The organism is Burkholderia sp. KJ006, assembly GCF_000262695.1.
In the GTDB taxonomy this organism is placed as follows: domain Bacteria; phylum Pseudomonadota; class Gammaproteobacteria; order Burkholderiales; family Burkholderiaceae; genus Burkholderia; species Burkholderia vietnamiensis.
The window spans coordinates 442688-463189 of record NC_017920.1 but is presented as its reverse complement, the minus strand read 5'-3'; the positions used below and the strand labels follow the sequence as shown (position 1 = coordinate 463189).

The following is a 20502-nucleotide window of genomic DNA, read 5'->3' as shown; positions in this document are numbered from 1 at the left end:
TTTTCTATTGGCTCAACGCCCGACGCTCGCCTACGTGAGCGCGCCCAGCTCGCGCAGGCGCGCCTCGGTCGCCGCCGCGCTCGTGTGATGGATGCCGTGCCAGCCGAGCGCGGTCGCGGCCGCCGCGTTGTTCGCGTTGTCGTCGATGAACACGAGTTCATGCGGCGCGACACCCGGCAGATGCGGTTCGATCCGCGCGTGCATTGCGCGGTAGATCGCCGGATCGGGCTTCACGAGCTTCACGTGGCCCGACACGACGATGTCCTTGAAGCGTCGCAGCACCGGGAAGTTGTCCCACGCATACGGAAACGTCTGCGCCGACCAATTGGTCAGCCCGAACAGCGGCATGCGCTGCGCATCGAGCCGCTCGACCAGCGCCGCGCCTTCTTCGAGCACGCCGCCGATCATCTCGTGCCAGCGTGCGTAGAACGCGCGAATCAGCGCCTCGTGTTCCGGAAACTTCGCGACGAGTTCGTCGGTTCCTTCGTCGATCGTCTGCCCGCCGTCCTGGCGGACCACCCAGTCCATCGCGCACACGTGCGTGAGGAACCAGCGGCGCGGCGCTTCGTCGGGAATCAGTTGCCGGTACAGATACTCGGGGCTCCAGTCGATCAGCACGCCGCCGAAATCGAATACCACCGCCTTGATCGTCATGCGAACTCCGTTGCGAGCACGTCCGCGAGCGGACGCGGCGTCACCGCGTTGCCCGACAGCGTGCTGTTTTCCCACACGAACTGATGGTGCGCGACGATCTGCGCGGCCGACAGATGCGTGCGCTCGTTGGTCGTATGCAGGTCCGACACGACGCTCGTCCGGTAGCCGAGCAGCGCCGCGCGGCGCGCGGCCGCATCGACGCAGAACTCGGTCGCATAGCCGCAGATCAGCACCGACCGGATGCCGTGCCCGTCGAGCTGCGCGGCGAGCGGCGTGTCGTGGAACGCATCGCTCATCTGCTTGCGGATGCGCCAGTCGGCGGGGCCGACGCTCAGCGCGTCGTGCAGTTCCCAGCCGGGTGTGCCGGGCACGATGTCGTCGTCCGCGTCGCCGTCGTGCTGCACGAAGCACACGGGCGCATTCGCCGCGCGCGCGGCCGCGGTCAGGCGGTTGATGCCCGCCACGACGTCGTCGAGCCGGTACGCGGGCCGCGCCCGCTGCAGCAGCCCGCGCTGCATGTCGATCACGATTACTGCGGTGTCTGCCATCGCGTGCCCTCGGTGATGGTCCGGCCGCCGTGCGGCCGGTATGCGGCGTCTGCTTTGCCGTGCGTCGGGCCGGGTCAGATCGGTTGCGTGCGCACGTCGAGCCAGGCCTTCGCGTCGCCGCTCACGTGCCGGCCGACCCGCTCGCGCACGCTCGCGTGATACGCGTTCAGCCAGGCGCGCTCTTCTTCGTGCAGCATCTCGATCAGCACGCAGCGCGTGTCGATCGGGCACAGCGTGAGCGTCTCGAACGCGAGGAAATCGCCGAATTCGGTCTGCCCGGCCGCGCGATTCACGACCAGGTTCTCGATCCGGATACCCCATTTGCCGGGCCGGTACACGCCCGGCTCGATCGACGTGATCATCCCCTCTTCCATCGCCGTGTGCGGCTCGGCCGGCGCGTAGTGCGAAATGACCTGCGGCCCTTCGTGCACGTTCAGGAAATAGCCGACGCCGTGACCGGTGCCGTGGCCGTAGTCGAGCCCGGCCGCCCACATCGGCGCGCGCGCGATCGCATCGAGCATCGGCGAGCGAATGCCGCGCGGGAAGCGCGCGCGCGACAGCGCCATCATCGACTTCAGCACGATCGTGAAATCGCGCCGCTGCAGATCGCCGACCGTGCCGACCGGCACGACGCGCGTGATGTCGGTCGTGCCGCCCGTGTACTGGCCGCCGGAGTCGATCAGCAGCAGGCCGTCGCCGGCGATCGTCGCATGCGACGCGGGCGTCGCGTGGTAATGCGGCATCGCGCCGTTCGCGTTGAAGCCGGCGATCGTCGCGAAGCTCGGCGACACGTAGCCGGGACGCCGGGCGCGCGCGGCCGTCAGCTGCGCCTCGATCGTCAGCTCGGTGATCGGCTCGCGGTTCACCGCCTGCTCGAACCACGCGAAGAATTCGGCAAGTGCGGCGCCGTCGTGCTCCATCGTCACGCGCACGTGCTCGATCTCGGCGGACGTCTTGCGCGACTTCGCGAACGTCGACGGGTTCACGGCCTCGATCAGCTTCACGCCGGCCGGCACGGCCTCGAGCGTGCCGAACGTGACGCGGCGCGGGTCGATCAGCAGGCTTGCGCCGTCGGGCAGCGCACTCAGCGACGCGCGCGCGGCGTCGTACGCGCGGACCTCGACGCCGTCCTGCGCGAGCGACGCGGCCAGCGCCGGCGGCACCTTGCCGTCGGCGACGAACAACGTCGCGCGCTCGGCGCCGATCAGCGCGTGCGCGACGAACACCGGGTTGAAGTTGACGTCGGCGCCGCGCAGGTTGAACAGCCACGCGAGATCGTCGAGCGTCGACACGAAGTGCCACTGCGCGCCCTGCGCGTGCATCGCGCGGCGCACTTCGGCGAGCTTGCTGGCGCGCGTCGTGTCGGCCTGCGGCGCCGTGTGCTCGAACACCGCGGCGCCCGGCAAGCCAGGGCGCTCGGGCCAGATCGCGTCGAGCAGGTCGAGATCGGTGCGCAGCGCGATGCCGCGTGCGTCGAGCGCGGCCGTCAGCGCGCGGGCGGCCGCGATGCCGAGCACCGCGCCGTCGACGCCGACCGTCGCGCCGGCCGGCACGTTCTGCGCGAGCCAGTCGACGTGCGGCGCGCTCTGCTGGCCGCTCGTCATCTTCATCAGCTGAACGCCCGTGCCGGCAAGCTCGGCCTCTGCCTGCACCCAGTAACGGCTGTCGACCCAAAGCCCGGCGAAATCGGCGGTCACGACCAGCGTGCCGACCGAGCCGGTGAACCCGGACAGCCAGCGGCGCGCCTGCCAGCGCTCGGGCAGGTACTCGGACAGGTGCGGATCGGCGGACGGCACCAGATAGGCGGCCAGGTCCTCGCGGACCATCGCACCGCGCAGCAGCGCGAGGCGGGCCGGCACCGACGAGACTTCGGGGAGACGGGCATTCATGATTTCACCTGAGAGCTTTCAGCGACGGGCCGACACGGCGACCGTCACGGCTACGGCGAGGAACGCGACACCGGTGCAGACCGGCCATTCGAGCGTTTCGCCATCGTAAAACAGTCCGGAGAGGTTACCGGCCATGCGCGCGGCGGCGGCGGCCACGATGCCGACCAGCACCGCGATCCACCATGCCGGCCGGCCTGCGCGCCGCAGCGGGTGCAGCCACCGGCCGAACAGCCCGACGGCCGCTCCGAGAACAATGATTCCAAACCAGTTCATTCGACGCCTTCTATAAATTCAGATTCGTCCCATAGGCGTGAACGTTGCCAGCGGCTAGCATCGACTCATCCATCCATCGAAACCCCCGACCAGCCGGGCGCCGCGAACATTCGAGTGTAGGGGCCGACCTGACGTTATGGCAAGCGCGCACCGGCAGCCGTATTGAAGAAATCCTCATGCGAATTGCCCTGATCGATCCGGAGGCGCGCCATGCTGCGCTCCTGAACCGCCTGCTGTTCGCCGGCGGTCACCTCTGCCACGCGTTCGAGTCGAGCGCGGACTTCTTCGAGTGGCTCGCCACCGACACCTGCGACATGCTGATCACCGGCAACTGGGCCGGCGATCACCCGGCCGAGGAAGTCATCCCGCGGGCGCAGTCGATCCTGCCCGGGCTGCCGGCCATCGCCGTGATGCAGCGCGCGCGGGAAAGCGAAGTGGTGTCGTGCCTGCACGCGGGCGCGGACGACTGCGTCGTGCGCCCCGTGAGCGGCCCCGAGTTGCTGGCGCGCGTCAATGCGTTGAGCCGGCGCGCGGGCGTGCGGCGGCCGCCGAATCGCGCACGCGAAACGTTCGGCGAATACGCGTTCGACGTGATCCACAGCGTCGTGCGCTTCGGCGATTCGGTCGTCGCGCTCACGCCGAAGGAATTTCGCTTCGCCGAGTTGCTGTTCGCGAACCTGTCCCGGCCGGTGTCGCGCGCCCACATCCTCGAAACGGTGTGGGCGCGTCACCGCGACATGAAGTCGCGCACGCTCGACACCCACGCGTCACGGCTGCGCTGCAAGCTGCAGCTGCTTCCCGAACGCGGCTACCGGCTCCTGCCTCTGTACGGCTACGGCTATCAGCTCAACCGCGTGCCGGTCGAGGCCCCCGCCTGCGCGCCGCCCGGCTGACGTACCCGCCACGCGCTGAGTGAGGAAATCGCCGAGACGCTATAATATGAGGCTAAACGATAGCCCCTGATATGCAACTCCTCACGATCGGAATCAATCACCACACTGCGCCTGTCGCCTTGCGCGAACGCGTGGCGTTTCCGCTCGAGCAGATCAAACCGGCTCTCGTCACGTTCAAGAACGTGTTCCTCGGCCCCCAGGCGCCGAACACGCCCGAAGCGGCGATCCTCTCCACCTGCAACCGCACCGAGCTCTATTGCGCGACGCATGATCGCGCCGCGCGCGACGGGGCGATTCGCTGGCTGTCGGAGTATCACCGGATTCCGGTCGACGAACTCGCGCCGCACGTCTACGCGCTGCCGCAATCGGAAGCGGTCCGGCACGCATTCCGCGTCGCGTCCGGCCTCGATTCGATGGTGCTCGGCGAAACCCAGATTCTGGGCCAGATGAAGGACGCCGTGCGCACCGCGACCGAAGCCGGCGCGCTCGGCACCTATCTGAACCAGCTGTTCCAGCGCACGTTCGCGGTCGCGAAGGAAGTGCGCGGCACGACCGAGATCGGCACGCAGTCGGTGTCGATGGCCGCCGCGGCGGTGCGCCTCGCGCAACGCATCTTCGAAAAGGTGGCGGATCAGCGCGTGCTGTTCATCGGCGCGGGCGAGATGATCGAGCTATGCGCGACGCATTTCGCTGCGCAAGGCCCGCGCGAGCTCGTCGTCGCGAACCGCACCGCGGAGCGCGGCCAACGGCTCGCCGAACGCTTCGGCGGCCGCGCGATGCCGCTGTCGGACCTGCCGACGCGCATGCACGAGTTCGACATCATCGTGTCGTGCACCGCGTCGACGCTGCCGATCATCGGCCTCGGTGCCGTCGAGCGCGCGGTGAAGGCACGCCGCCACCGGCCCATCTTCATGGTCGACCTCGCGGTGCCGCGCGACATCGAGCCCGAAGTCGGCAAGCTGAAGGACGTGTTCCTCTACACGGTCGACGATCTCGGCGCGATCGTGCGCGAAGGCAACGCGTCGCGCCAGGCCGCGGTCGCCCAGGCCGAGGCGATCATCGAGACGCGCGTGCAGAATTTCATGCAATGGCTCGACACGCGCAGCGTCGTGCCGGTGATTCGTCACATGCATACGCAGGCCGACGCACTGCGCCGCGCCGAAGTCGAGAAGGCACAAAAGCTGCTCGCACGCGGCGACGATCCGGCCGCCGTTCTCGAAGCGCTGTCGCAGGCGCTCACCAACAAGCTGATCCACGGCCCGACGAGCGCGCTGAACCGCGTGAGCGGCGCCGATCGCGATTCGCTGATCGACCTGATGCGCGGCTTCTACCAGCACGCGCCGCGCTCGAACGACCAGTCCGGCCACTAGCGACGGTCGGCGCGACGCCGCCGGCGGCGCGCCGGCCTATCCTTTTCGAATACCCTTGCCCGGGAGCGCCGCTCCACACCATGAAGACGAGCATGCAACGCAAGCTCGACCAGCTGTCTGTCCGGCTGGCCGAACTCAATGATCTGCTGAGCCGCGAAAACGTCACGGCCGATCTCGACCAGTACCGCAAGCTGACGCGCGAACACGCGGAGCTCGGGCCGGTCGTCGAGCAGTACGCGCTGTGGCGCCAGTCGCGCAACGACGAAGCGGCCGCGCAGGAATTGCTCGCGGACGCGTCGATGCGCGACTTCGCCGAAGAGGAGATTCGCAGCGCACGCGAGCGCATGACCCGCCTCGAAGGCGAATTGCAGAAGATGCTGCTGCCGAAGGACCCGAACGACGATCGCAACATCTTCCTCGAAATCCGCGCCGGCACCGGCGGCGACGAATCGGCGCTGTTTGCGGGCGACCTGCTGCGCATGTATCTGCGCTACGCGGAACGCCAGCGCTGGCAGGTCGAGATGATGTCGGAGAGCCCGTCGGACCTCGGCGGCTACAAGGAAGTGATCGTGCGGATCGCCGGCCAGGGTGCGTATTCGCGGCTGAAGTTCGAGTCGGGCGGCCATCGCGTGCAGCGCGTGCCGGCCACCGAGACGCAGGGGCGCATCCACACGTCCGCGTGCACGGTGGCGGTGATGCCGGAAGCCGACGAGATCGGCGAGGTCGAAATCAATCCGGCCGACCTGCGGATCGACACGTTCCGCGCGTCGGGCGCGGGCGGCCAGCACATCAACAAGACCGACTCGGCGGTGCGCGTCACGCACATTCCGACCGGGATCGTCGTCGAGTGCCAGGACGACCGTTCGCAGCACAAGAACAAGGATCGCGCGCTGAAGGTGCTCGCCGCGCGCATCAAGGACAAGCAGTATCACGAGCAGCACGCGAAGGAAGCCGCGACGCGCAAGAGCCTGATCGGCTCCGGCGACCGCTCGGAGCGGATCCGCACCTACAACTTCCCGCAGGGCCGGATGACCGACCACCGGATCAACCTGACGCTGTACCGGCTCGAGGCGCTGATGGACGGCGACCTCGACGAACTGATCGGCGCGCTCGTCAGCGAGCATCAGGCCGAACTGCTCGCGTCGCTCGGCGACGCCGACTGAGGCCACGATGCCCGAGCTCACCGCCGACGATCTGTTGCGCGCGTCGCCGCTCGACGCGGTCGATGCACGCGTGCTGCTGTCGCACGCGCTCGGCTGGACCCGCACGCAGCTGATCACGCGCGGCGATGCGCCGCTCGAGCCGGCGGCGATCGCACGCTACCGCGCGCTCGAGGCACGCCGCGTGGCCGGTGAGCCGGTCGCGCAGCTCGTCGGGATGCGCGAGTTCTTCGGCCGGCCGTTCGACGTGACGCCCGACGTGCTGATCCCGCGCCCCGAAACCGAGCTGCTGGTCGAAGCCGCGCTCGACGCGATCGACGGCCGGCCGCATCCGGCCGTGCTCGATCTCGGCACCGGCAGCGGCGCGATCGCCGTGTCGATCGCGGCCGAGCGGCCCGACGCCCGCGTATGGGCGCTCGATCGCTCGCCGGCCGCGCTCGAAGTCGCGCAGCGCAACGCCGCCAAGCTGCTCGACGCGCGGCGCCCCGGCGGCCCGCTGCACTGGCTGCAGAGCGACTGGTACGCCGCGCTCGACCCGGCGCTCGCGTTCGATGCGATCGTCAGCAACCCGCCGTACATCGCGCAGCACGATCCGCACCTCGAGCAGGGCGACCTGCGCTTCGAGCCGCGCGGCGCGCTCACCGACGATGCCGACGGCCTGAGCGCGATCCGCACGATCGTCGCGGGCGCCGGCGCGCATCTGAAACCGGGCGGCACGCTGTGGATCGAGCACGGCTACGACCAGGCCGAAGCCGTGCGCGCGCTGCTCGCGTCGCACGGCTTCGTCGCGGTCGAATCGCTCGCCGATCTGGCCGCGATCGAGCGTACGACCGGCGGCCGCCTGCCCGGCTGACGCCCGGCCCGCGCGGATGAAATCCGCTATCATTTCGATCTAACGCCCCGCAAACGCAAGGTCAGTCATGGACACCCAACAACGTATCAAGCAAATCGTCGACGAAAACCAGGTCGTGCTCTTCATGAAGGGCAACGCGCAATTCCCGATGTGCGGCTTCTCGGGCCGCGCAGTGCAGGTGCTGAAGGCCTGCGGCGTCGATCAGTTCAAGACGGTCAACGTCCTCGAGGACGACGAAATCCGCCAGGGCATCAAGGAATTCTCGAACTGGCCCACCATCCCGCAACTGTACGTGAAGGGCGAATTCATCGGCGGCTCGGACATCATGATGGAGATGTACCAGTCGGGCGAACTGCAGCAACTGTTCGCCGCCGCGTAAAGCCCGTCCCGCATGGCATCTCCCAGCGCGCCGCCACGCCGGCTGATCGTCGCGATCACCGGCGCCACCGGCGCGGTCTACGGCCTGCGGCTGCTCGACATGCTGCGCGCAGCCGGCGGCGTCGAGACCCACCTGCTGGTGTCGAACGCCGGCTGGCTCAACGTTCAGCATGAACTGAAGCTGTCGAAGGCCGACGTCGAAAGCCGCGCGGACGTCGTGCATTCGGTGCGCGACGTCGGCGCGACGATCGCGTCCGGCTCGTTCGCCACCGACGGCATGGTGATCGCACCGTGCTCGATGAAGACGCTCGCAAGCGTCGCACATGGTCTGTCGGACAACCTGATCACGCGCGCGGCCGACGTCACGCTGAAGGAACGTCGCCGTCTCGTGCTGATGGTGCGCGAAACGCCGTTCAACCTCGCCCATCTCCGCAACATGACCGCCGTGACCGAAATGGGCGGCATCGTGTTCCCGCCGCTGCCCGCGTTCTACGCAATGCCGAAGACGATCGAGGAACTCGTCGATCAGACCGTCACGCGTGTGCTCGACCTGTTCGCGCTCAGCGCGCCGATGACCCCGCCGTGGGCCGGCATCCGGGCCGCGCAATGAGCCGCACGACGCGCCGTACATCGGCGTCGTTCTCCGCGTAACGCCAAGCGATCTGCCCGCTAATCAGTCGATGTGGGCGGCTTGCGATCGCGCCGACACCGCCGCGCCAGGCTTCGCGCCGATTATCAACTCCAGAGATTCAATCAAATTCCGCCCCACCCGTTTATTGACGCGTGGTACACGCCTATAGTCATAGGCAATCCGTTCCTGAAGGCTGCCTCACCATGAACCGCTTGCCGTCGCTTTACCTGTCCCACGGTGCGCCGACGCTGCCGATCGATCCGTCGCTGCCGTCGGCGGCGTTTACGCACCTCGGCGCCGAATTGCCGCGCCCGCGCGCTGTGCTGATGCTCTCCGCGCACTGGGGCACGCAGCAGCCGGTCGCGAGCGTCGCCGCGCAGCCTGAAACGATCCACGACTTCTACGGTTTTCCGCGGGCGCTGTACGAGATCCGCTATCCGGCGCCCGGCGCACCGGAGGTCGCCGAGCGCGCAGCCGAGTTGCTGAACGCGGCCGGCATCGCAACCGCGACGACCGAGCACGGCCTCGACCACGGCGCATGGGTGCCGATGCTGCTGATGTTCCCGGATGCCGATGTGCCGGTCGCGCAGTTGTCGATCCAGCCGCGCGCCGACGCGGCCCATCATTTCGCGCTCGGCCGCGCGCTGCGGCCGCTGCGCGACGAAGGCGTGATGGTGATCGGCTCGGGCCAGATCACGCACAACCTGCGCGCGGCGGATTTCGGCGCGGCGCCGGAGGATGCGGACCCGCGCGTCGCCGAATTCACCGACTGGTTCGAGGCGCGCCTCGCCGCGCGCAATGTCGACGCGCTGCTCGACTATCGCCGGCAGGCGCCGCACGCGGCGCTCATGCATCCGACCGACGAGCATCTGCTGCCGGTGTTCGCCGCGCTCGGCGCGGCCGACGACGACTATCGGCTCGGCATCCAGTCGCTCGGCACGTATCAGCGCGTGCTGGCGATGACGAACTACGTGTTCGCGAGCGCCGCCGCCTGAACCCGGCGCGGCGCTCGGCGCACCAACAAAAAGCCCGCCGGAGCGATGCTCCGGCGGGCTTTCGTATGTTTGCTGCCGCCGCCGAATCCGGCGGCAGTCGATCGCGTCAGGCGCCGATCCCTTCGAGGATCTCGTCGTGCGATTCGCGCTCGTCGAGGTACTGCGTCCGGTAGCCGGTATTCACGCCCCAGAAGTAGAACCCGAGCGAGATCACCGCGACGACCAGCATGTCCCAGCCGTACGGCAGCACGCCGTGACCGCCGAACTCCTTGCTGCCGATCAGCGACAGCACGGCCATCGTCGGCAGGTAGGCGACCAGCCACCACGCGGCCTTCAGGTCCGCGCCCCAGCCGCCCCAGCCGGCCTTCGCCTGGAAGAAGAAGTACACCGGCAGCGCGACGACCATCAGCAGGATGATTTCGCCGGTCAGCGGCCACTTCGCCCAGTACAGGATCAGCGACGCGCAGACGAACGCGAACGGGGCGATCAGCTTCATCAGCGGAATCGACAGCGGACGCTCGATGTCGGTAGCCGCGCGGCGCAGCGCCATCAGGCTGATCGGGCCGGTCAGGTACGAGATCACCGTCGCGACCGAGATCACCGCCGCGAGCGAGCTCCAGCCGCGGAAGAAGAACAGGAACACGAACGACACGAGCAGGTTGAACCACATCGCCTGGCGCGGCACGCCGTAGATCGGATGCACGTTGCCGAACATCTTCGGCATCGTGTTGTTGCGCTCCATCGCGTAGATCATGCGGGTGGTCGTCGCCATGTAGGTCGTGCCGGTGCCGCTCGGGCTGATGAACGCGTCGACGTACAGCAGGATCGCAAGCCAGTTCAGGTTCAGCGCGATCGCGAGCTCCGCGAACGGCGACGAGAAGTTGAAGTGCGCCCAGCCCTTCGCGACGTCGGCCGGGTTGACCGAGCCGATGTAGGCCATCTGCAGCAGCACGTAGATCACCAGCGCGAGCAGGATCGACGTGATCACCGCGAACGGCACGCTGCGCGACGGATTGCGCGCTTCGCCGGCGAGGTTCACCGGGCTCTGGAAGCCGTTGAACGCGAACACGATGCCGCTCGTCGCGACCGCGGTCAGCACTGCCGACCAGCCGTACGGCGCGAAGCTCGCATTCGACGCCGTGCCGAGGTTTTCCGAGTGGAAGCTCGACAGCATCAGCCCGAGGATCGTGAGGCCCGGAATCAGGAACTTGAAGATCGTGATCGCGGTGTTCGCCCGCGCGAACGCCTTCACACCCCAGTAGTTCAGCAGGAAGTAGATGACGACCAGCACGGCCGACAGCAGCAGCCCCGGTGTCGACAATTCGCCGTTCACGAACAGCGCATGCGCCCAAGGATAGGGCCACGTGCTCATGTACTGAATCGACGCTTCGGCTTCGATCGGAATCACCGACACGATCGCGATCCAGTTCGCCCAGGCGCTGATGAAGCCCACCAGCGAACCGTGCGAGTAGCGCGCATAGCGCACCATGCCGCCCGACTCGGGGAACATCGCGCCCAGTTCCGCATACGTCAGCGCAATCGCGAGAATCACGACCGCACCGATGATCCACGCGCAAATCGCCGCCGGACCGGCGATCTTCGCGGCTTTCCAGGCGCCGAACAGCCAGCCCGAGCCGATAATCGAACCCAGCCCCGTCAGCATCAATGCAAACGGGCCGATGTTCCGTTGAATAGAACTCTTCACATCCTCTCCTGTGTCTCAAAAAGCATGGTCGGCCTGCGGTCCGGGATCGGCTCGGACAGCACCGCGCACGCATTCTTGGGGGGACGGGACACCCGATCGGGGCAACCCGTCCGCGCGGCGCGTAGTTTAACGGTTGCACCTGCGAGTTGGCGCCAAAATCGTTCGGCCCCTACAAAAAATTCGCGCCCCTTGCAAGTTTTGTAAACCTGAACTCCGCAATAACCCTGAGTGAATGGAAATACGGTTGACCGCGCGACCGATTAGCCGTATAAACAACGTTGCAGGATTTCAAGCGGCGAGTGAATTGGTTCTTTCGTAGTTCGCCCATCAACGGTACTCCGGTGGTCCTATTACCCCTTCCTTGATTTTCCGCACCCCATGGGCTTCGGCCCCGTTTTATCTTTTTAGGAACAAGTAACATGGCAACCGGTACCGTCAAGTGGTTCAATGACGCAAAGGGCTTCGGCTTCATCACCCCGGAAGGCGGCGGCGACGATCTGTTCGCGCACTTCTCGGAAATCCGCGTCGAAGGCTTCAAGACGCTGCAAGAAAACCAGAAGGTTGAATTCGAAGTGAAGACGGGCCCGAAGGGTCTGCAAGCTGCGAACATCCGTCCGGTCTAAGTTCGGCGCGATATTTCGTGTAGAAAAGCCCCGCTTCGGCGGGGCTTTTTGTTTTTCCGGCACGGCACGGCGCGGCAGCATGGCCGGGCCGCCGGCCGCTTCGCGCGGCCGGCTCGTCCCGTTCAGCCGAACAGGCGCTGCGCGTGAATGCCGAGCCCCGTCGCGACGCTGGCGAGGCGATCGCCGAACACCGGCTGCGCGTCCGGGAACGCACCGGCCAGCGCACTGGACAGAAACGCCAGCCCGGTCGAGCCGCCGGTGAAATACAGCGCGCCGACGTCGCGCGGCGCGATGCCCGCGAGCCGCACCGTTTCGCGCGCCGCCTCGACGATGCGCGCGGTGTCGTCCACGCTCGCGGCCACCAGACGGTCGGCGTCGAAGGCGATCTGCAGATCCTCTTCGACGTCGTTCAGGTCGATCATCGTCTCCCCGCCCGCCGCCACGCCGATCTTCGCCTCCTCCGCGCGCGCCATCAGCGCGTGCCCGAGCCGTTGCTCCACCACACGCAGCAGCCGCTCGTGCTGCCGCACGTCCAGGTAGAGGTGCTTCATCAGCTTCAATTCGCCCACGCGCTTCGGCGTGTAGACGGTGTTGATGAGGTGCCAGGTCGCGAGGTCGAAGTAGATCCGGTTCGGCAGTTCGCGGCCTTCGGGATCGAGCGCACGGTAGCCGAACGCGGGCAGGATCGCCGCCAGTTCGACGCGCCGGTCGTAATCGGTGCCCGCGACGTGCACGCCGTGGTGCGCCAGCACGTCGTCCTTGCGTTCGAGACGCGCCATCCGCTGCGGCCCGACCCGCACCAGCGAAAAGTCGGACGTGCCGCCGCCGATGTCGGCGACCAGCACGAGCCGCTCCGCCTGCTGGCGCGACTCGTAGTCGAACGCGGCCGCGATCGGCTCGTACTGGAAATGCACGTCGGAGAAGCCGACCGCACGTGCGGCTGCTTCGAGTTGATTCTGGGCAAGGCGGTCCGCGCGCGGATCGTCGTCGACGAAGAACACCGGCCGGCCGAGCACCGCGCGGCCGAGCGGCGCGCGCGCCTTGGCCTCCGCCTTGCGCTTCAGGTGCGTGAGGAAGCGCGCGATGATCTCGGTGTACGCGATTGCGCTGCCGTCGCCGAGGTCGGTCGTGGTTTCGGCGAGCGGCGAGCCGAGGATGCTCTTCATCGAGCGCATCAGGCGGCCGTCGAAACCGTCGATATAGGACGCGAGCGCCGCCCGGCCGAATTCGACGGTTTCCTCGTCGTTGTTGAAGAAGATCGCGGTGGGCAGCGTCAGGTGCTCGCCCTCGACGGGCGCGAGACGCATGCCGTCGCCGTCGGGCAGCGCCACGGCGGAGTTGGATGTGCCGAAGTCGATCGCGCAGTAAGTCATCGGAAGGTGCCGCAACGTGGCCGGCGCGAAAACGGAAAGGACGGGCTTTTTAACATGAAGCCCGCCGGATCACAACCGGGACGGGCATCGGTATCGCGCCGCGGTTCGATCAGACGAATCGGTGTGTCGGTCGTGACCGTGGTCGGCGCACCGGATTGGTGGTGCGGGCGGCAGCGGCGCGTTGGCCGGGCTGTTCGCACCGTCAGCGCCGTCACGCGCTCGCCACACCGGCGCGCGGCCGCCGCGCGGCTCGCCCGCGCACCGAGCCGCGCTCGGCGGCTCAGGCCGCCGCGTCGAAGCCCTTCTTCCACGCGCCGGCATACGCGATCTCGCCGATCGCATGGCGCGTGCGCGGCGCCTTTTCGCGGTCGCGCAGCACCGGATCGAGCTTGTCGACGTTGCCGTAGTGGCCGAGCGAGATGATTGCCGGAATCGCGACGTCGGCCGGGATCTCGAACGCGTCGCGGAACGCCTTCGCGTCGAAGCCGCTCATCTGGTGTGCGGCGAGCCCGAGCGCGTGCGCCTGCAGCACCAGCGACATCGCGGCCGCGCCAGCGTCGTACAGCGCGGTCGGCGCCGGTTCGCCCTTCGGCGTGAACGTGTGCGCGGTGACGGCGATCAGCACCGGCGCCGGCGCGTTCCACCCCTGGTTGAACGGCACCAGCGTCGCGAACGCGCGTTTGAATGCGGCTTCGTCCTGCGTGCGATCGAACACGATGAAGCGCCACGGCTGCGCGTTGTACGCGGACGGCGCCCAGCGCGCGGCTTCGAGCACCGCGTGCAGATCGGCGGCGCTGATCGGCTCGTCCGAATACGCGCGCGGGCTCCAGCGGCCCGAGATCAGATCGTGAATCGAAACAGTGGTGGGGGCAGGTTTGACGGACATGCGGTTCCTCGCTGACATCGATGAAGGGGCGCGAACGCCCGGCGAACCGCAAGCATAACCGCTTGGGCGATCACGCGCCCGCACATCCCGCGCAATGCAAATCGACGATCCTGCATAGGCTCGCGAAGCCGGCCAGCGCGGGCCGCAACCGGCTTGCCGAGCATCGCGCGCGACCTCGGCCGGTCGATCTATACGGGGGCAGCCGCGCAACCGTGCGTGTCCCGGCATGGCCCTGCGTGCGCGGTGCGTGCCTCATGCGTGCCTGATGCACACCTCGTGCGCCCCCCCTGGATACCCGTGCATGCTTCCTGCGTGCGCCGTGTGCCCCGTGCGCGCCTCGTACATGCCTCTTGCGCGCCCCGCGCGCAGGCGCCGTGCGCCGTGCGCCCCCGCCGGCCAACCACCCTCAAACAGCCGGCTGCGCCGCAGCCCGCGACGGGCCGCGGTTGATCCGCAGCACGATGAGCGCACCGACGATGCACAGCCCGCCCGAGATCATCGAAGCAACCGTGTAGGTGCCGAGGCTCGCCCGCAGCAGCCCGGCGCCGAGCGCCGCGAAGGCCGCGCCGAGCTGGTGGCCGGCGACGATCCAGCCGAACACGACGGGCGCCGCCGCCTTGCCGAACACGTCGGTGGCGAGCCGCACGGTCGGCGGCACGGTCGCGATCCAGTCGAGCCCGTAGAACATCGCGAACAGCGGCAGCCCGAAGAAGTCGATGCCGAACGCATGCGGCAGATAGATCAGCGACAACCCGCGCAGCCCGTAGTACCAGAACAGCAGCACGCGATTGTCGTAACGGTCGGACAGCCATCCCGACAGCGTCGTGCCGAACAGGTCGAACACGCCCATCGCGGCGAGCAGCGACGCGCCCTGCACTTCGGTCATCCCGTAGTCGCTGCACATCGCGATCAGGTGCGTGCCGACGTAGCCGTTGGTGCTCGCGCCGCAGATGAAGAAGCTGAAGAACAGCAGCCAGAAGTCGCGCGAACGGCTCGCCGTCAGCAGCGTGCGGAACGCGACCGCGAGCGGATTCTCCTTGGTCGCGTCGGGCGCGGCCGGCGCGTCGGCCGGCTCGCCGTACGGGCGCAGCTTCACGTCGGCCGGCCGCTCGGGCAGCAGGAACGCGACCAGCGGAATCACGAGCGCAGCTGCCACCGCGACGACCAGCACCACCGGGCGCCAGCCGTGGCGCTGCGCGATCGCGGCGAGCATCGGCAGGAATACCAGCTGGCCGGTGGCCGTGCTCGCGGTCAGGATGCCCATCACGAGGCCGCGCCGCGCATGGAACCAGCGCGTAACGAAGGTCGCCGACAGCGTCAACGCGACCACGCCGGTCGAGCAGCCGACCATCAGCCCCCACACCACGACCATCTGCCAGCTTTGCGTCATCATCGACGACAGCGCGACGCCCGCGCTCAACGTGACCAGCGCGGTGAGGATCGTCGGCCGCAGCCCGAAGCGCTGCATCGCCGCCGCCGCGAACGGGCCGGTCAGCCCATACAGCGCGATGTTGACCGAAATCGCCAGCGAAATCGCCGCGCGGCTCCAGCCGAGTTCGCGCTCGAGCGGCACCATCAGCACGCTGGGCGTCGCCCGCGTGCCGGCCGCCGCCAGCAGGATCAGGAAAACCACCGCCGCCGCGAGCCATCCGTAGTGAAAGCGCCCGCCGATTCGTGTCACCGCCCAGTTCATCTCGTCGTTCTCCAGTTGGCGGCCCGCGCTCGCGCATGCGCCGCCACGTCACCGCCGGGCCACCTCCGCCGCACGCTGCGTCGGCTGACCCTGGCCGACACCTGGCATTTGTCCGTCGCTCCGATCAGCGTTGTTACCGACCGGTCACAAGTGTGTTGCGATCGTAGTGACCAGTCGGTAACATGTCAAGCAATTCACCATGCAGTCGAGGGTCATCATGTCGGGCATCGAGGCGGCCAACAAGACGCCGGCACGCCGCACGCGGCGGCCGGTCACCGCGGCCGCCGCGCAGGAGCATCTGCTGCGCGCAGCAGAGGAGCTGTTTTACAGGGAAGGCGTGCGGGCGGTCGGCGTCGAGGCGGTCGTGGAACGCGCGGGCGTCAACAAGATGAGCCTGTATCGCCAGTTCTCGTCGAAGGACGAGCTGATCCTCGCCTATCTGGAGCGGATGGATGCGTGCTTCTTCGAGCGTTTCGATACGAGCGTCGCGAAGCATCCGGGGCAGCCGAAGGCGCAGCTGATCCAGTATTTCGTCGATCTCGCCGAGCGCGCGACGCAGCAGGACTATCGCGGCTGCCCGTTCGTCAACGTCGCGGCCGAGTTTCCCGACGCGTCGCACCCGGCGCGCGAGCGCGTCGCGCAGAACAAGGCGCTGCTGATGAAGCGGCTCGTCGAGCTGTGCGAAGGCGCCGGCGCGCGCGCGCCGCAGGCGCTCGCCGATGCGCTCGCGCTCGTGATCGAAGGGATCTACGCAGCCAGCCAGACCTACCGGCACGGCGAAACGCCGATCGGCACCGCGCCCGCGCTGGTGACGCAGCTGATCGAGGCCGCGTGCGCATGACGGACGACGCAGGTCAGATTGCAGCGCGCGCCCGCCGGCTACAATGCGCCCCTCGCTGCCGCGCTACCCGACCGCCTTCGCCATGACCGACACCCGCCCCGGCCCGCACGATTCACACGATTCGCACGACGACATCCTCGCCGCCACGCGGCACTGGCTCGCGCGCGCGGTGATCGGGCTCAATCTGTGCCCGTTCGCGAAGAGCGTGTACGTGAAGGAGCAGGTGCGCTACGCGATCAGCGAGGCGACGACGCTGGAAGACGCGCTCGCCGATCTCGAAACCGAGCTGCGCGCGCTCGAAGCGGCCGATCCGCAGCGTATCGACACCACGCTGCTGATCTTTCCGCACGTGTTCGCGGACTTCGTCGACTACAACGATGCGCTGTTCTTCGCCGACCGGCTCGTGCAGCAATTGCGGCTCGGCGGCGTACTGCAGATCGCGAGCTTTCACCCGGCGTACAGGTTCGAAGGCAGCGAAGCCGACGACATCGAGAACTACACGAATCGCGCGCCTTACCCGATGCTGCACCTGCTGCGCGAGGACAGCATCGCGCGCGCGGTCGACGCGTTTCCGGACGCGTCCGCGATCTACGAGAAGAACCAGCAGACGCTGCGCCGCCTCGGCCACGATGGCTGGCGCGAATGGATGGAGCGGCCGGGCGACGACGTCTGACCCGTCGCGCGCCGGCCGCCGGCGCATGTCACACGCGCGGCGTGCCTGACGTACGCCCTGCGCGTCAGCCCGCGTGATCGGCCGCAGGCTGCGCGTCCGGCGCCGCGGCCGCCGGCACGAAGAAGCGCTCGTTCAGCTCGGCGAGCCCGAACATCGCGAGGATTTCGTTCAGCCGCTCGCTGGGCTTGCGGCGCGGCAGGTTCTTGTATTGCGCGATGATCAGCTCGTTCTTCATCGAGTGCTCCCAGCCGACCAGCTCGGTCACGCTCACCTGATAGCCGTGCGCCTCGAGTTGCAGGCAGCGCAGCACGTTGGTGATCTGGCTGCCGAATTCGCGCGTATGCAGCGGATGCCGCCACACTTCCGTCAGCGCATTCGCGAGCGACTTGCCCTTGTTCTTGCGCAGCACGCCGGCGACTTCCGCCTGACAGCACGGCACCAGCACGATGTGCTGCGCGCGCTTGGCGAGCGCGAAGCGGATCGCATCGTCGGTGGCCGTATCGCACGCATGCAGCGCGGTGACGACATCGACCGTCTCGGGCAGCTGCGGCGACGTGATCGAATCGGCGACCGACAGGTTCAGGAACGACATCCCGCCGAACCCGAGCCGCGCGGCCAGCTCGGCCGAGCGCGTGACGAGCTCCTCGCGCGTCTCGATCCCGTACACGTGCGACGCGAACGCCGGCGTGCCGTGTCCCGGCTGCTGCTTGAAGAACAGGTCGTACAGGATGAAGCCGAGATACGACTTGCCGGCGCCGTGATCGACGAGCGTCACGCTGCCCTTGTCGGCCTGCACGCTCGCGAGCAGCGGCTCGATGAACTGGAACAGGTGATACACCTGCTTCAGCTTGCGACGGCTGTCCTGGTTCAGCTTGCCGTCGCGGGTCAGGATGTGCAGTTCCTTGAGCAGCTCGACGGACTGCTCCGGACGGATTTCGTAGGTCTTGTTCGACATCGTGAAGCGGCGCCGGGCCACGGTCGGTCGACCACGGCCCGGCGGCGGGGATTCGTGAGGAATGGCGACAGTTTACCGAAAATGCGCGCTCAGGCTCGCGCGCCGAGCCGCCAGAGCGACGTGACCTCCGCGCGGCGCGCCGCGTGGAGCGGGTCGTCCGCGTCGGCGGCCTTCGGATGCGCGGGGCGGATGTCTTCGCGGCCGAGCACGACCAGCCCGGCTTCGTCGATCCATTGCAGCAGCGTGTCGCGCGAGCGCAGGCCGAGATGCTCGGCAAAATCGGACAGGATCAGCCAGCCTTCGCCGCCCGGTGCGAGATGCGCGGCGAGGCCCGACAGGAAGCCGCGCAGCATGCGGCTGTCGGGATCGTAGACGGCGTACTCGATCGGCGCGCTCGGGCGAGCCGGCACCCACGGCGGATTACAGACGACGAGCGGCGCACGGCCGGCCGGAAACAGATCGGCCGCGACGACGTCGACGCGATCGGCATGGCCGAGCCGCGCGACGTTCTCGCGCGCGCATGCGAGCGCGCGCGGATCCTGGTCGGTCGCGACGACGTGCTCGACGCCGCGCGCCGCCAGCACGGCCGCGAGCACGCCGGTGCCGGTGCCGACGTCGAACGCGAGCGAGGTGGCCGGCAGCGGCGTGCGCGCGACGAGTTCGACGTATTCGCCGCGCACCGGCGAGAACACGCCGTAATGCGGATGGATCGGCGCGCCGCCGAGCGCGGGAATCGGCACGCCCTTCTTGCGCCATTCGTGCGCGCCGACGAGGCCGAGCAGTTCGCGCAGCGACACGACCGACGGCGTGCCGCCCGGCCCGTAGGCTTCCTCGCACGCGGCGCGCACGTCGGGCGCGCGGCGCAGCGGGATCGTGTAGTCGGCGTCGAGCGGAATCAGCACCATGCCGAGCGTGCGGGCGCGCTGCGACTGCGCGAGGCGGTGCAGGTTGAACGCGTCGACGCCGGCCGCGGCCTTCGCCTTTTTCGGCTTGCGTTCGACGCGCCGCGCCAGCGCCTGCACGAGCTGGCGCGCGTTCTGGAAGTCGCCCTGCCAGACCAGCGCGGTGCCCTCGCACGCGAGGCGGTAGGCGGCGTCCGCGGTGATGCGGTCGTCGGCCGGCACGGCGCGCCGCGGCGGCTGCACGCCCGCTTCGGAGCGCCAGCGCACGGCATGTTCGACGCCGTCGGCGTCGGTCCAGTGGAAAACGGGGAAATCGGTCACGCGAGCTCGGCTACGGTTGGCTTCAGACAGGCGGTGCAGACGCACCGCGCGGACGACACCATACCGCGCTTTGCCCGTCCCGGCAAAACGGCGGCTAGCCGCCCCACGCCGGCAGCGCCGGCATGCGCAACGTGCCGGCGTCGCGAAAGTGCACGGCGCCGAGCGCGCCGCCCGCGAGCCGCCCGCGCAGCGCATACGGCAACTCGCCGCTCGCGGCCGCGCCGGGCAGATTCCACGCCTGGCGCGCGGCCGCGAATGCCGACACGGACACCGGCACGTCGATCACGGCCTCGCCGAAGCGCGGCACGACGCCCGAGCGATCGCTGACGCCGCTCGCGAACGGCGAGCCGTTCACCTCGAGCGCGACCGAGATGCCGTCGTATTCGATCGGCGTGTCGTTCGGGTTCTGCACGCGCAGCTTGAGGGCGAAGCGCATCTCGAGGCCCTGTCCGGGCAGCGGATCGAGCCCGGCGACCGTCACGGACACGGGCTCGCGCGTGAGGCCGGCGCAACCGCCGAGCACGAACAGCGCGGCGAACAGCAGCAGCGCGGCGCGCAGCGGTGCGATACGGAACAGGGCGCGGGTCATCGGCAGGCCTCCTTGGCGGCAATCGGCGGAATGGATCGTCGCTGCATTGTACCGACCGCGCCCCGATTCGTAGTTTCCGCTTCGCGGCGAGATCGTTAATAGATTAAAACTACGGAAACGACTGAAGCCTCCGAAAGCGAATTAATACCGACCGACATTCAATGCCATGCAAAAAATTCTAGATATACGCTTTCTAATTTTTTCGTTTCCTTTACCCAAAACCATCAAGTATATTTACGCATCCTTCGAGCAGGCCGACAAACCTCGAAGCCGCATGACGGCGATTTTACGGAACGG

Annotated in this window: 21 protein-coding genes; 10 read left to right on the top strand and 11 right to left on the bottom strand. The window is 68.1% G+C overall.

Features of this window, described 5'->3' with window-relative positions:
- Window positions 1–30 precede the first annotated feature (30 nt).
- The 4 genes from MYA_RS02130 to MYA_RS02115 all read right to left on the bottom strand — a co-directional run bounded on the left by MYA_RS02130 (window position 31) and on the right by MYA_RS02115 (window position 3364).
- Window positions 31–654: an HAD family hydrolase gene (locus MYA_RS02130; protein WP_014722363.1), complete on the bottom strand. Its 624-nt coding sequence runs from the start codon at window positions 652–654 to the stop codon at window positions 31–33.
- Entirely contained in the window at window positions 651–1202 is a 552-nt protein-coding gene (locus MYA_RS02125) for an isochorismatase family protein (protein WP_014722362.1), read from the bottom strand. The genes MYA_RS02130 and MYA_RS02125 overlap by 4 nt, the downstream gene beginning before the upstream one ends.
- A 74-nt stretch (window positions 1203–1276) precedes the next feature.
- Window positions 1277–3091, bottom strand: a complete 1815-nt coding sequence (locus MYA_RS02120) for an aminopeptidase P family protein (protein ID WP_041493745.1) — start codon at window positions 3089–3091, stop codon at window positions 1277–1279.
- Between the two features lie 18 nt (window positions 3092–3109).
- On the bottom strand, window positions 3110–3364 hold the full coding sequence (locus MYA_RS02115) for a hypothetical protein (protein ID WP_011883137.1): 255 nt from the start codon (window positions 3362–3364) through the stop codon (window positions 3110–3112).
- A 176-nt stretch (window positions 3365–3540) separates the two neighbouring features.
- Between MYA_RS02115 and MYA_RS02110 the strand changes: the two genes are divergently transcribed.
- The 7 genes from MYA_RS02110 to MYA_RS02080 all read left to right on the top strand — a co-directional run bounded on the left by MYA_RS02110 (window position 3541) and on the right by MYA_RS02080 (window position 9644).
- Window positions 3541–4257: a response regulator transcription factor gene (locus MYA_RS02110; protein ID WP_011883136.1), complete on the top strand. Its 717-nt coding sequence runs from the start codon at window positions 3541–3543 to the stop codon at window positions 4255–4257.
- A gap of 71 nt (window positions 4258–4328) precedes the next feature.
- Complete coding sequence (gene hemA / locus MYA_RS02105) at window positions 4329–5627, top strand: glutamyl-tRNA reductase (RefSeq protein ID WP_011883135.1); 1299 nt, start codon at window positions 4329–4331, stop codon at window positions 5625–5627.
- Between the two features lie 80 nt (window positions 5628–5707).
- Window positions 5708–6790, top strand: a complete 1083-nt coding sequence (gene prfA, locus MYA_RS02100; RefSeq protein WP_014722360.1) for a peptide chain release factor 1 — start codon at window positions 5708–5710, stop codon at window positions 6788–6790.
- 7 nt (window positions 6791–6797) lie between these two features.
- Entirely contained in the window at window positions 6798–7640 is an 843-nt protein-coding gene (gene prmC / locus MYA_RS02095) for a peptide chain release factor N(5)-glutamine methyltransferase (RefSeq protein ID WP_011883133.1), read from the top strand.
- 67 nt (window positions 7641–7707) lie between these two features.
- A complete protein-coding gene (gene grxD / locus MYA_RS02090; RefSeq protein ID WP_011883132.1) occupies window positions 7708–8019 on the top strand; it encodes a Grx4 family monothiol glutaredoxin in 312 nt (103 codons plus the stop codon).
- 12 nt (window positions 8020–8031) lie between these two features.
- Complete coding sequence (locus tag MYA_RS02085) at window positions 8032–8628, top strand: UbiX family flavin prenyltransferase (RefSeq protein ID WP_014722359.1); 597 nt, start codon at window positions 8032–8034, stop codon at window positions 8626–8628.
- Window positions 8629–8852: 224 nt separating this feature from the next.
- On the top strand, window positions 8853–9644 hold the full coding sequence (locus MYA_RS02080; RefSeq protein ID WP_011883130.1) for a DODA-type extradiol aromatic ring-opening family dioxygenase: 792 nt from the start codon (window positions 8853–8855) through the stop codon (window positions 9642–9644).
- 106 nt (window positions 9645–9750) lie between these two features.
- On the opposite strand, the gene MYA_RS02075 is transcribed toward MYA_RS02080, so the two are convergent.
- Window positions 9751–11349: an APC family permease gene (locus tag MYA_RS02075; protein WP_011883129.1), complete on the bottom strand. Its 1599-nt coding sequence runs from the start codon at window positions 11347–11349 to the stop codon at window positions 9751–9753.
- 419 nt (window positions 11350–11768) lie between these two features.
- On the opposite strand from MYA_RS02075, the gene MYA_RS02070 reads away from it, so the two are divergent.
- Window positions 11769–11972 carry a cold-shock protein gene (locus MYA_RS02070; protein WP_006477070.1) on the top strand — a complete coding sequence of 68 codons (204 nt, stop codon included), beginning with the start codon at window positions 11769–11771 and terminating at the stop codon, window positions 11970–11972.
- Between the two features lie 122 nt (window positions 11973–12094).
- On the opposite strand, the gene MYA_RS02065 is transcribed toward MYA_RS02070, so the two are convergent.
- The 3 genes from MYA_RS02065 to MYA_RS02055 form a co-directional block, all read right to left on the bottom strand.
- Window positions 12095–13345: an Hsp70 family protein gene (locus MYA_RS02065; RefSeq protein ID WP_011883128.1), complete on the bottom strand. Its 1251-nt coding sequence runs from the start codon at window positions 13343–13345 to the stop codon at window positions 12095–12097.
- Window positions 13346–13625: 280 nt separating this feature from the next.
- A complete protein-coding gene (locus MYA_RS02060; protein WP_014722357.1) occupies window positions 13626–14231 on the bottom strand; it encodes a nitroreductase family protein in 606 nt (201 codons plus the stop codon).
- Window positions 14232–14637: 406 nt separating this feature from the next.
- Window positions 14638–15924, bottom strand: coding sequence for an MFS transporter (locus MYA_RS02055; RefSeq protein WP_011883126.1), 1287 nt, complete (start codon window positions 15922–15924; stop codon window positions 14638–14640).
- A gap of 217 nt (window positions 15925–16141) precedes the next feature.
- Between MYA_RS02055 and MYA_RS02050 the strand changes: the two genes are divergently transcribed.
- Both MYA_RS02050 and MYA_RS02045 read left to right on the top strand, forming a co-directional pair.
- Window positions 16142–16765, top strand: a complete 624-nt coding sequence (locus MYA_RS02050; RefSeq protein ID WP_014722354.1) for a TetR/AcrR family transcriptional regulator — start codon at window positions 16142–16144, stop codon at window positions 16763–16765.
- Window positions 16766–16847: 82 nt separating this feature from the next.
- A complete protein-coding gene (locus tag MYA_RS02045; RefSeq protein WP_014722353.1) occupies window positions 16848–17438 on the top strand; it encodes a DUF1415 domain-containing protein in 591 nt (196 codons plus the stop codon).
- Window positions 17439–17502: 64 nt separating this feature from the next.
- Here the strand turns inward: MYA_RS02045 and MYA_RS02040 are convergent, their stop codons facing one another.
- From MYA_RS02040 to MYA_RS02030, 3 genes are all read right to left on the bottom strand, one after another.
- Window positions 17503–18393 carry a class I SAM-dependent methyltransferase gene (locus tag MYA_RS02040; protein WP_011883123.1) on the bottom strand — a complete coding sequence of 297 codons (891 nt, stop codon included), beginning with the start codon at window positions 18391–18393 and terminating at the stop codon, window positions 17503–17505.
- Window positions 18394–18482: 89 nt separating this feature from the next.
- A complete protein-coding gene (locus tag MYA_RS02035) occupies window positions 18483–19616 on the bottom strand; it encodes a methyltransferase (protein WP_014722352.1) in 1134 nt (377 codons plus the stop codon).
- A 94-nt stretch (window positions 19617–19710) separates the two neighbouring features.
- Window positions 19711–20205: an LEA type 2 family protein gene (locus tag MYA_RS02030; RefSeq protein WP_014722351.1), complete on the bottom strand. Its 495-nt coding sequence runs from the start codon at window positions 20203–20205 to the stop codon at window positions 19711–19713.
- Window positions 20206–20502 lie beyond the last annotated feature (297 nt).

Coding starts and splice junctions, on each gene's coding strand:
- grxD (WP_011883132.1), top strand. CDS start 7,708: ATGGACACCCAACAACGTATCAAGCAAATCGTCGACGAAAACCAGGTC.
- MYA_RS02085 (WP_014722359.1), top strand. CDS start 8,032: ATGGCATCTCCCAGCGCGCCGCCACGCCGGCTGATCGTCGCGATCACC.
- MYA_RS02045 (WP_014722353.1), top strand. CDS start 16,848: ATGACCGACACCCGCCCCGGCCCGCACGATTCACACGATTCGCACGAC.
- MYA_RS02120 (WP_041493745.1), bottom strand. CDS start 3,091: ATGAATGCCCGTCTCCCCGAAGTCTCGTCGGTGCCGGCCCGCCTCGCG.
- MYA_RS02070 (WP_006477070.1), top strand. CDS start 11,769: ATGGCAACCGGTACCGTCAAGTGGTTCAATGACGCAAAGGGCTTCGGC.
- MYA_RS02080 (WP_011883130.1), top strand. CDS start 8,853: ATGAACCGCTTGCCGTCGCTTTACCTGTCCCACGGTGCGCCGACGCTG.
- MYA_RS02055 (WP_011883126.1), bottom strand. CDS start 15,924: ATGAACTGGGCGGTGACACGAATCGGCGGGCGCTTTCACTACGGATGG.
- MYA_RS02040 (WP_011883123.1), bottom strand. CDS start 18,393: ATGTCGAACAAGACCTACGAAATCCGTCCGGAGCAGTCCGTCGAGCTG.
- hemA (WP_011883135.1), top strand. CDS start 4,329: ATGCAACTCCTCACGATCGGAATCAATCACCACACTGCGCCTGTCGCC.
- MYA_RS02125 (WP_014722362.1), bottom strand. CDS start 1,202: ATGGCAGACACCGCAGTAATCGTGATCGACATGCAGCGCGGGCTGCTG.
- prmC (WP_011883133.1), top strand. CDS start 6,798: ATGCCCGAGCTCACCGCCGACGATCTGTTGCGCGCGTCGCCGCTCGAC.
- prfA (WP_014722360.1), top strand. CDS start 5,708: ATGAAGACGAGCATGCAACGCAAGCTCGACCAGCTGTCTGTCCGGCTG.
- MYA_RS02060 (WP_014722357.1), bottom strand. CDS start 14,231: ATGTCCGTCAAACCTGCCCCCACCACTGTTTCGATTCACGATCTGATC.
- MYA_RS02050 (WP_014722354.1), top strand. CDS start 16,142: ATGTCGGGCATCGAGGCGGCCAACAAGACGCCGGCACGCCGCACGCGG.
- MYA_RS02065 (WP_011883128.1), bottom strand. CDS start 13,345: ATGACTTACTGCGCGATCGACTTCGGCACATCCAACTCCGCCGTGGCG.
- MYA_RS02115 (WP_011883137.1), bottom strand. CDS start 3,364: ATGAACTGGTTTGGAATCATTGTTCTCGGAGCGGCCGTCGGGCTGTTC.
- MYA_RS02130 (WP_014722363.1), bottom strand. CDS start 654: ATGACGATCAAGGCGGTGGTATTCGATTTCGGCGGCGTGCTGATCGAC.
- MYA_RS02110 (WP_011883136.1), top strand. CDS start 3,541: ATGCGAATTGCCCTGATCGATCCGGAGGCGCGCCATGCTGCGCTCCTG.
- MYA_RS02030 (WP_014722351.1), bottom strand. CDS start 20,205: ATGACCCGCGCCCTGTTCCGTATCGCACCGCTGCGCGCCGCGCTGCTG.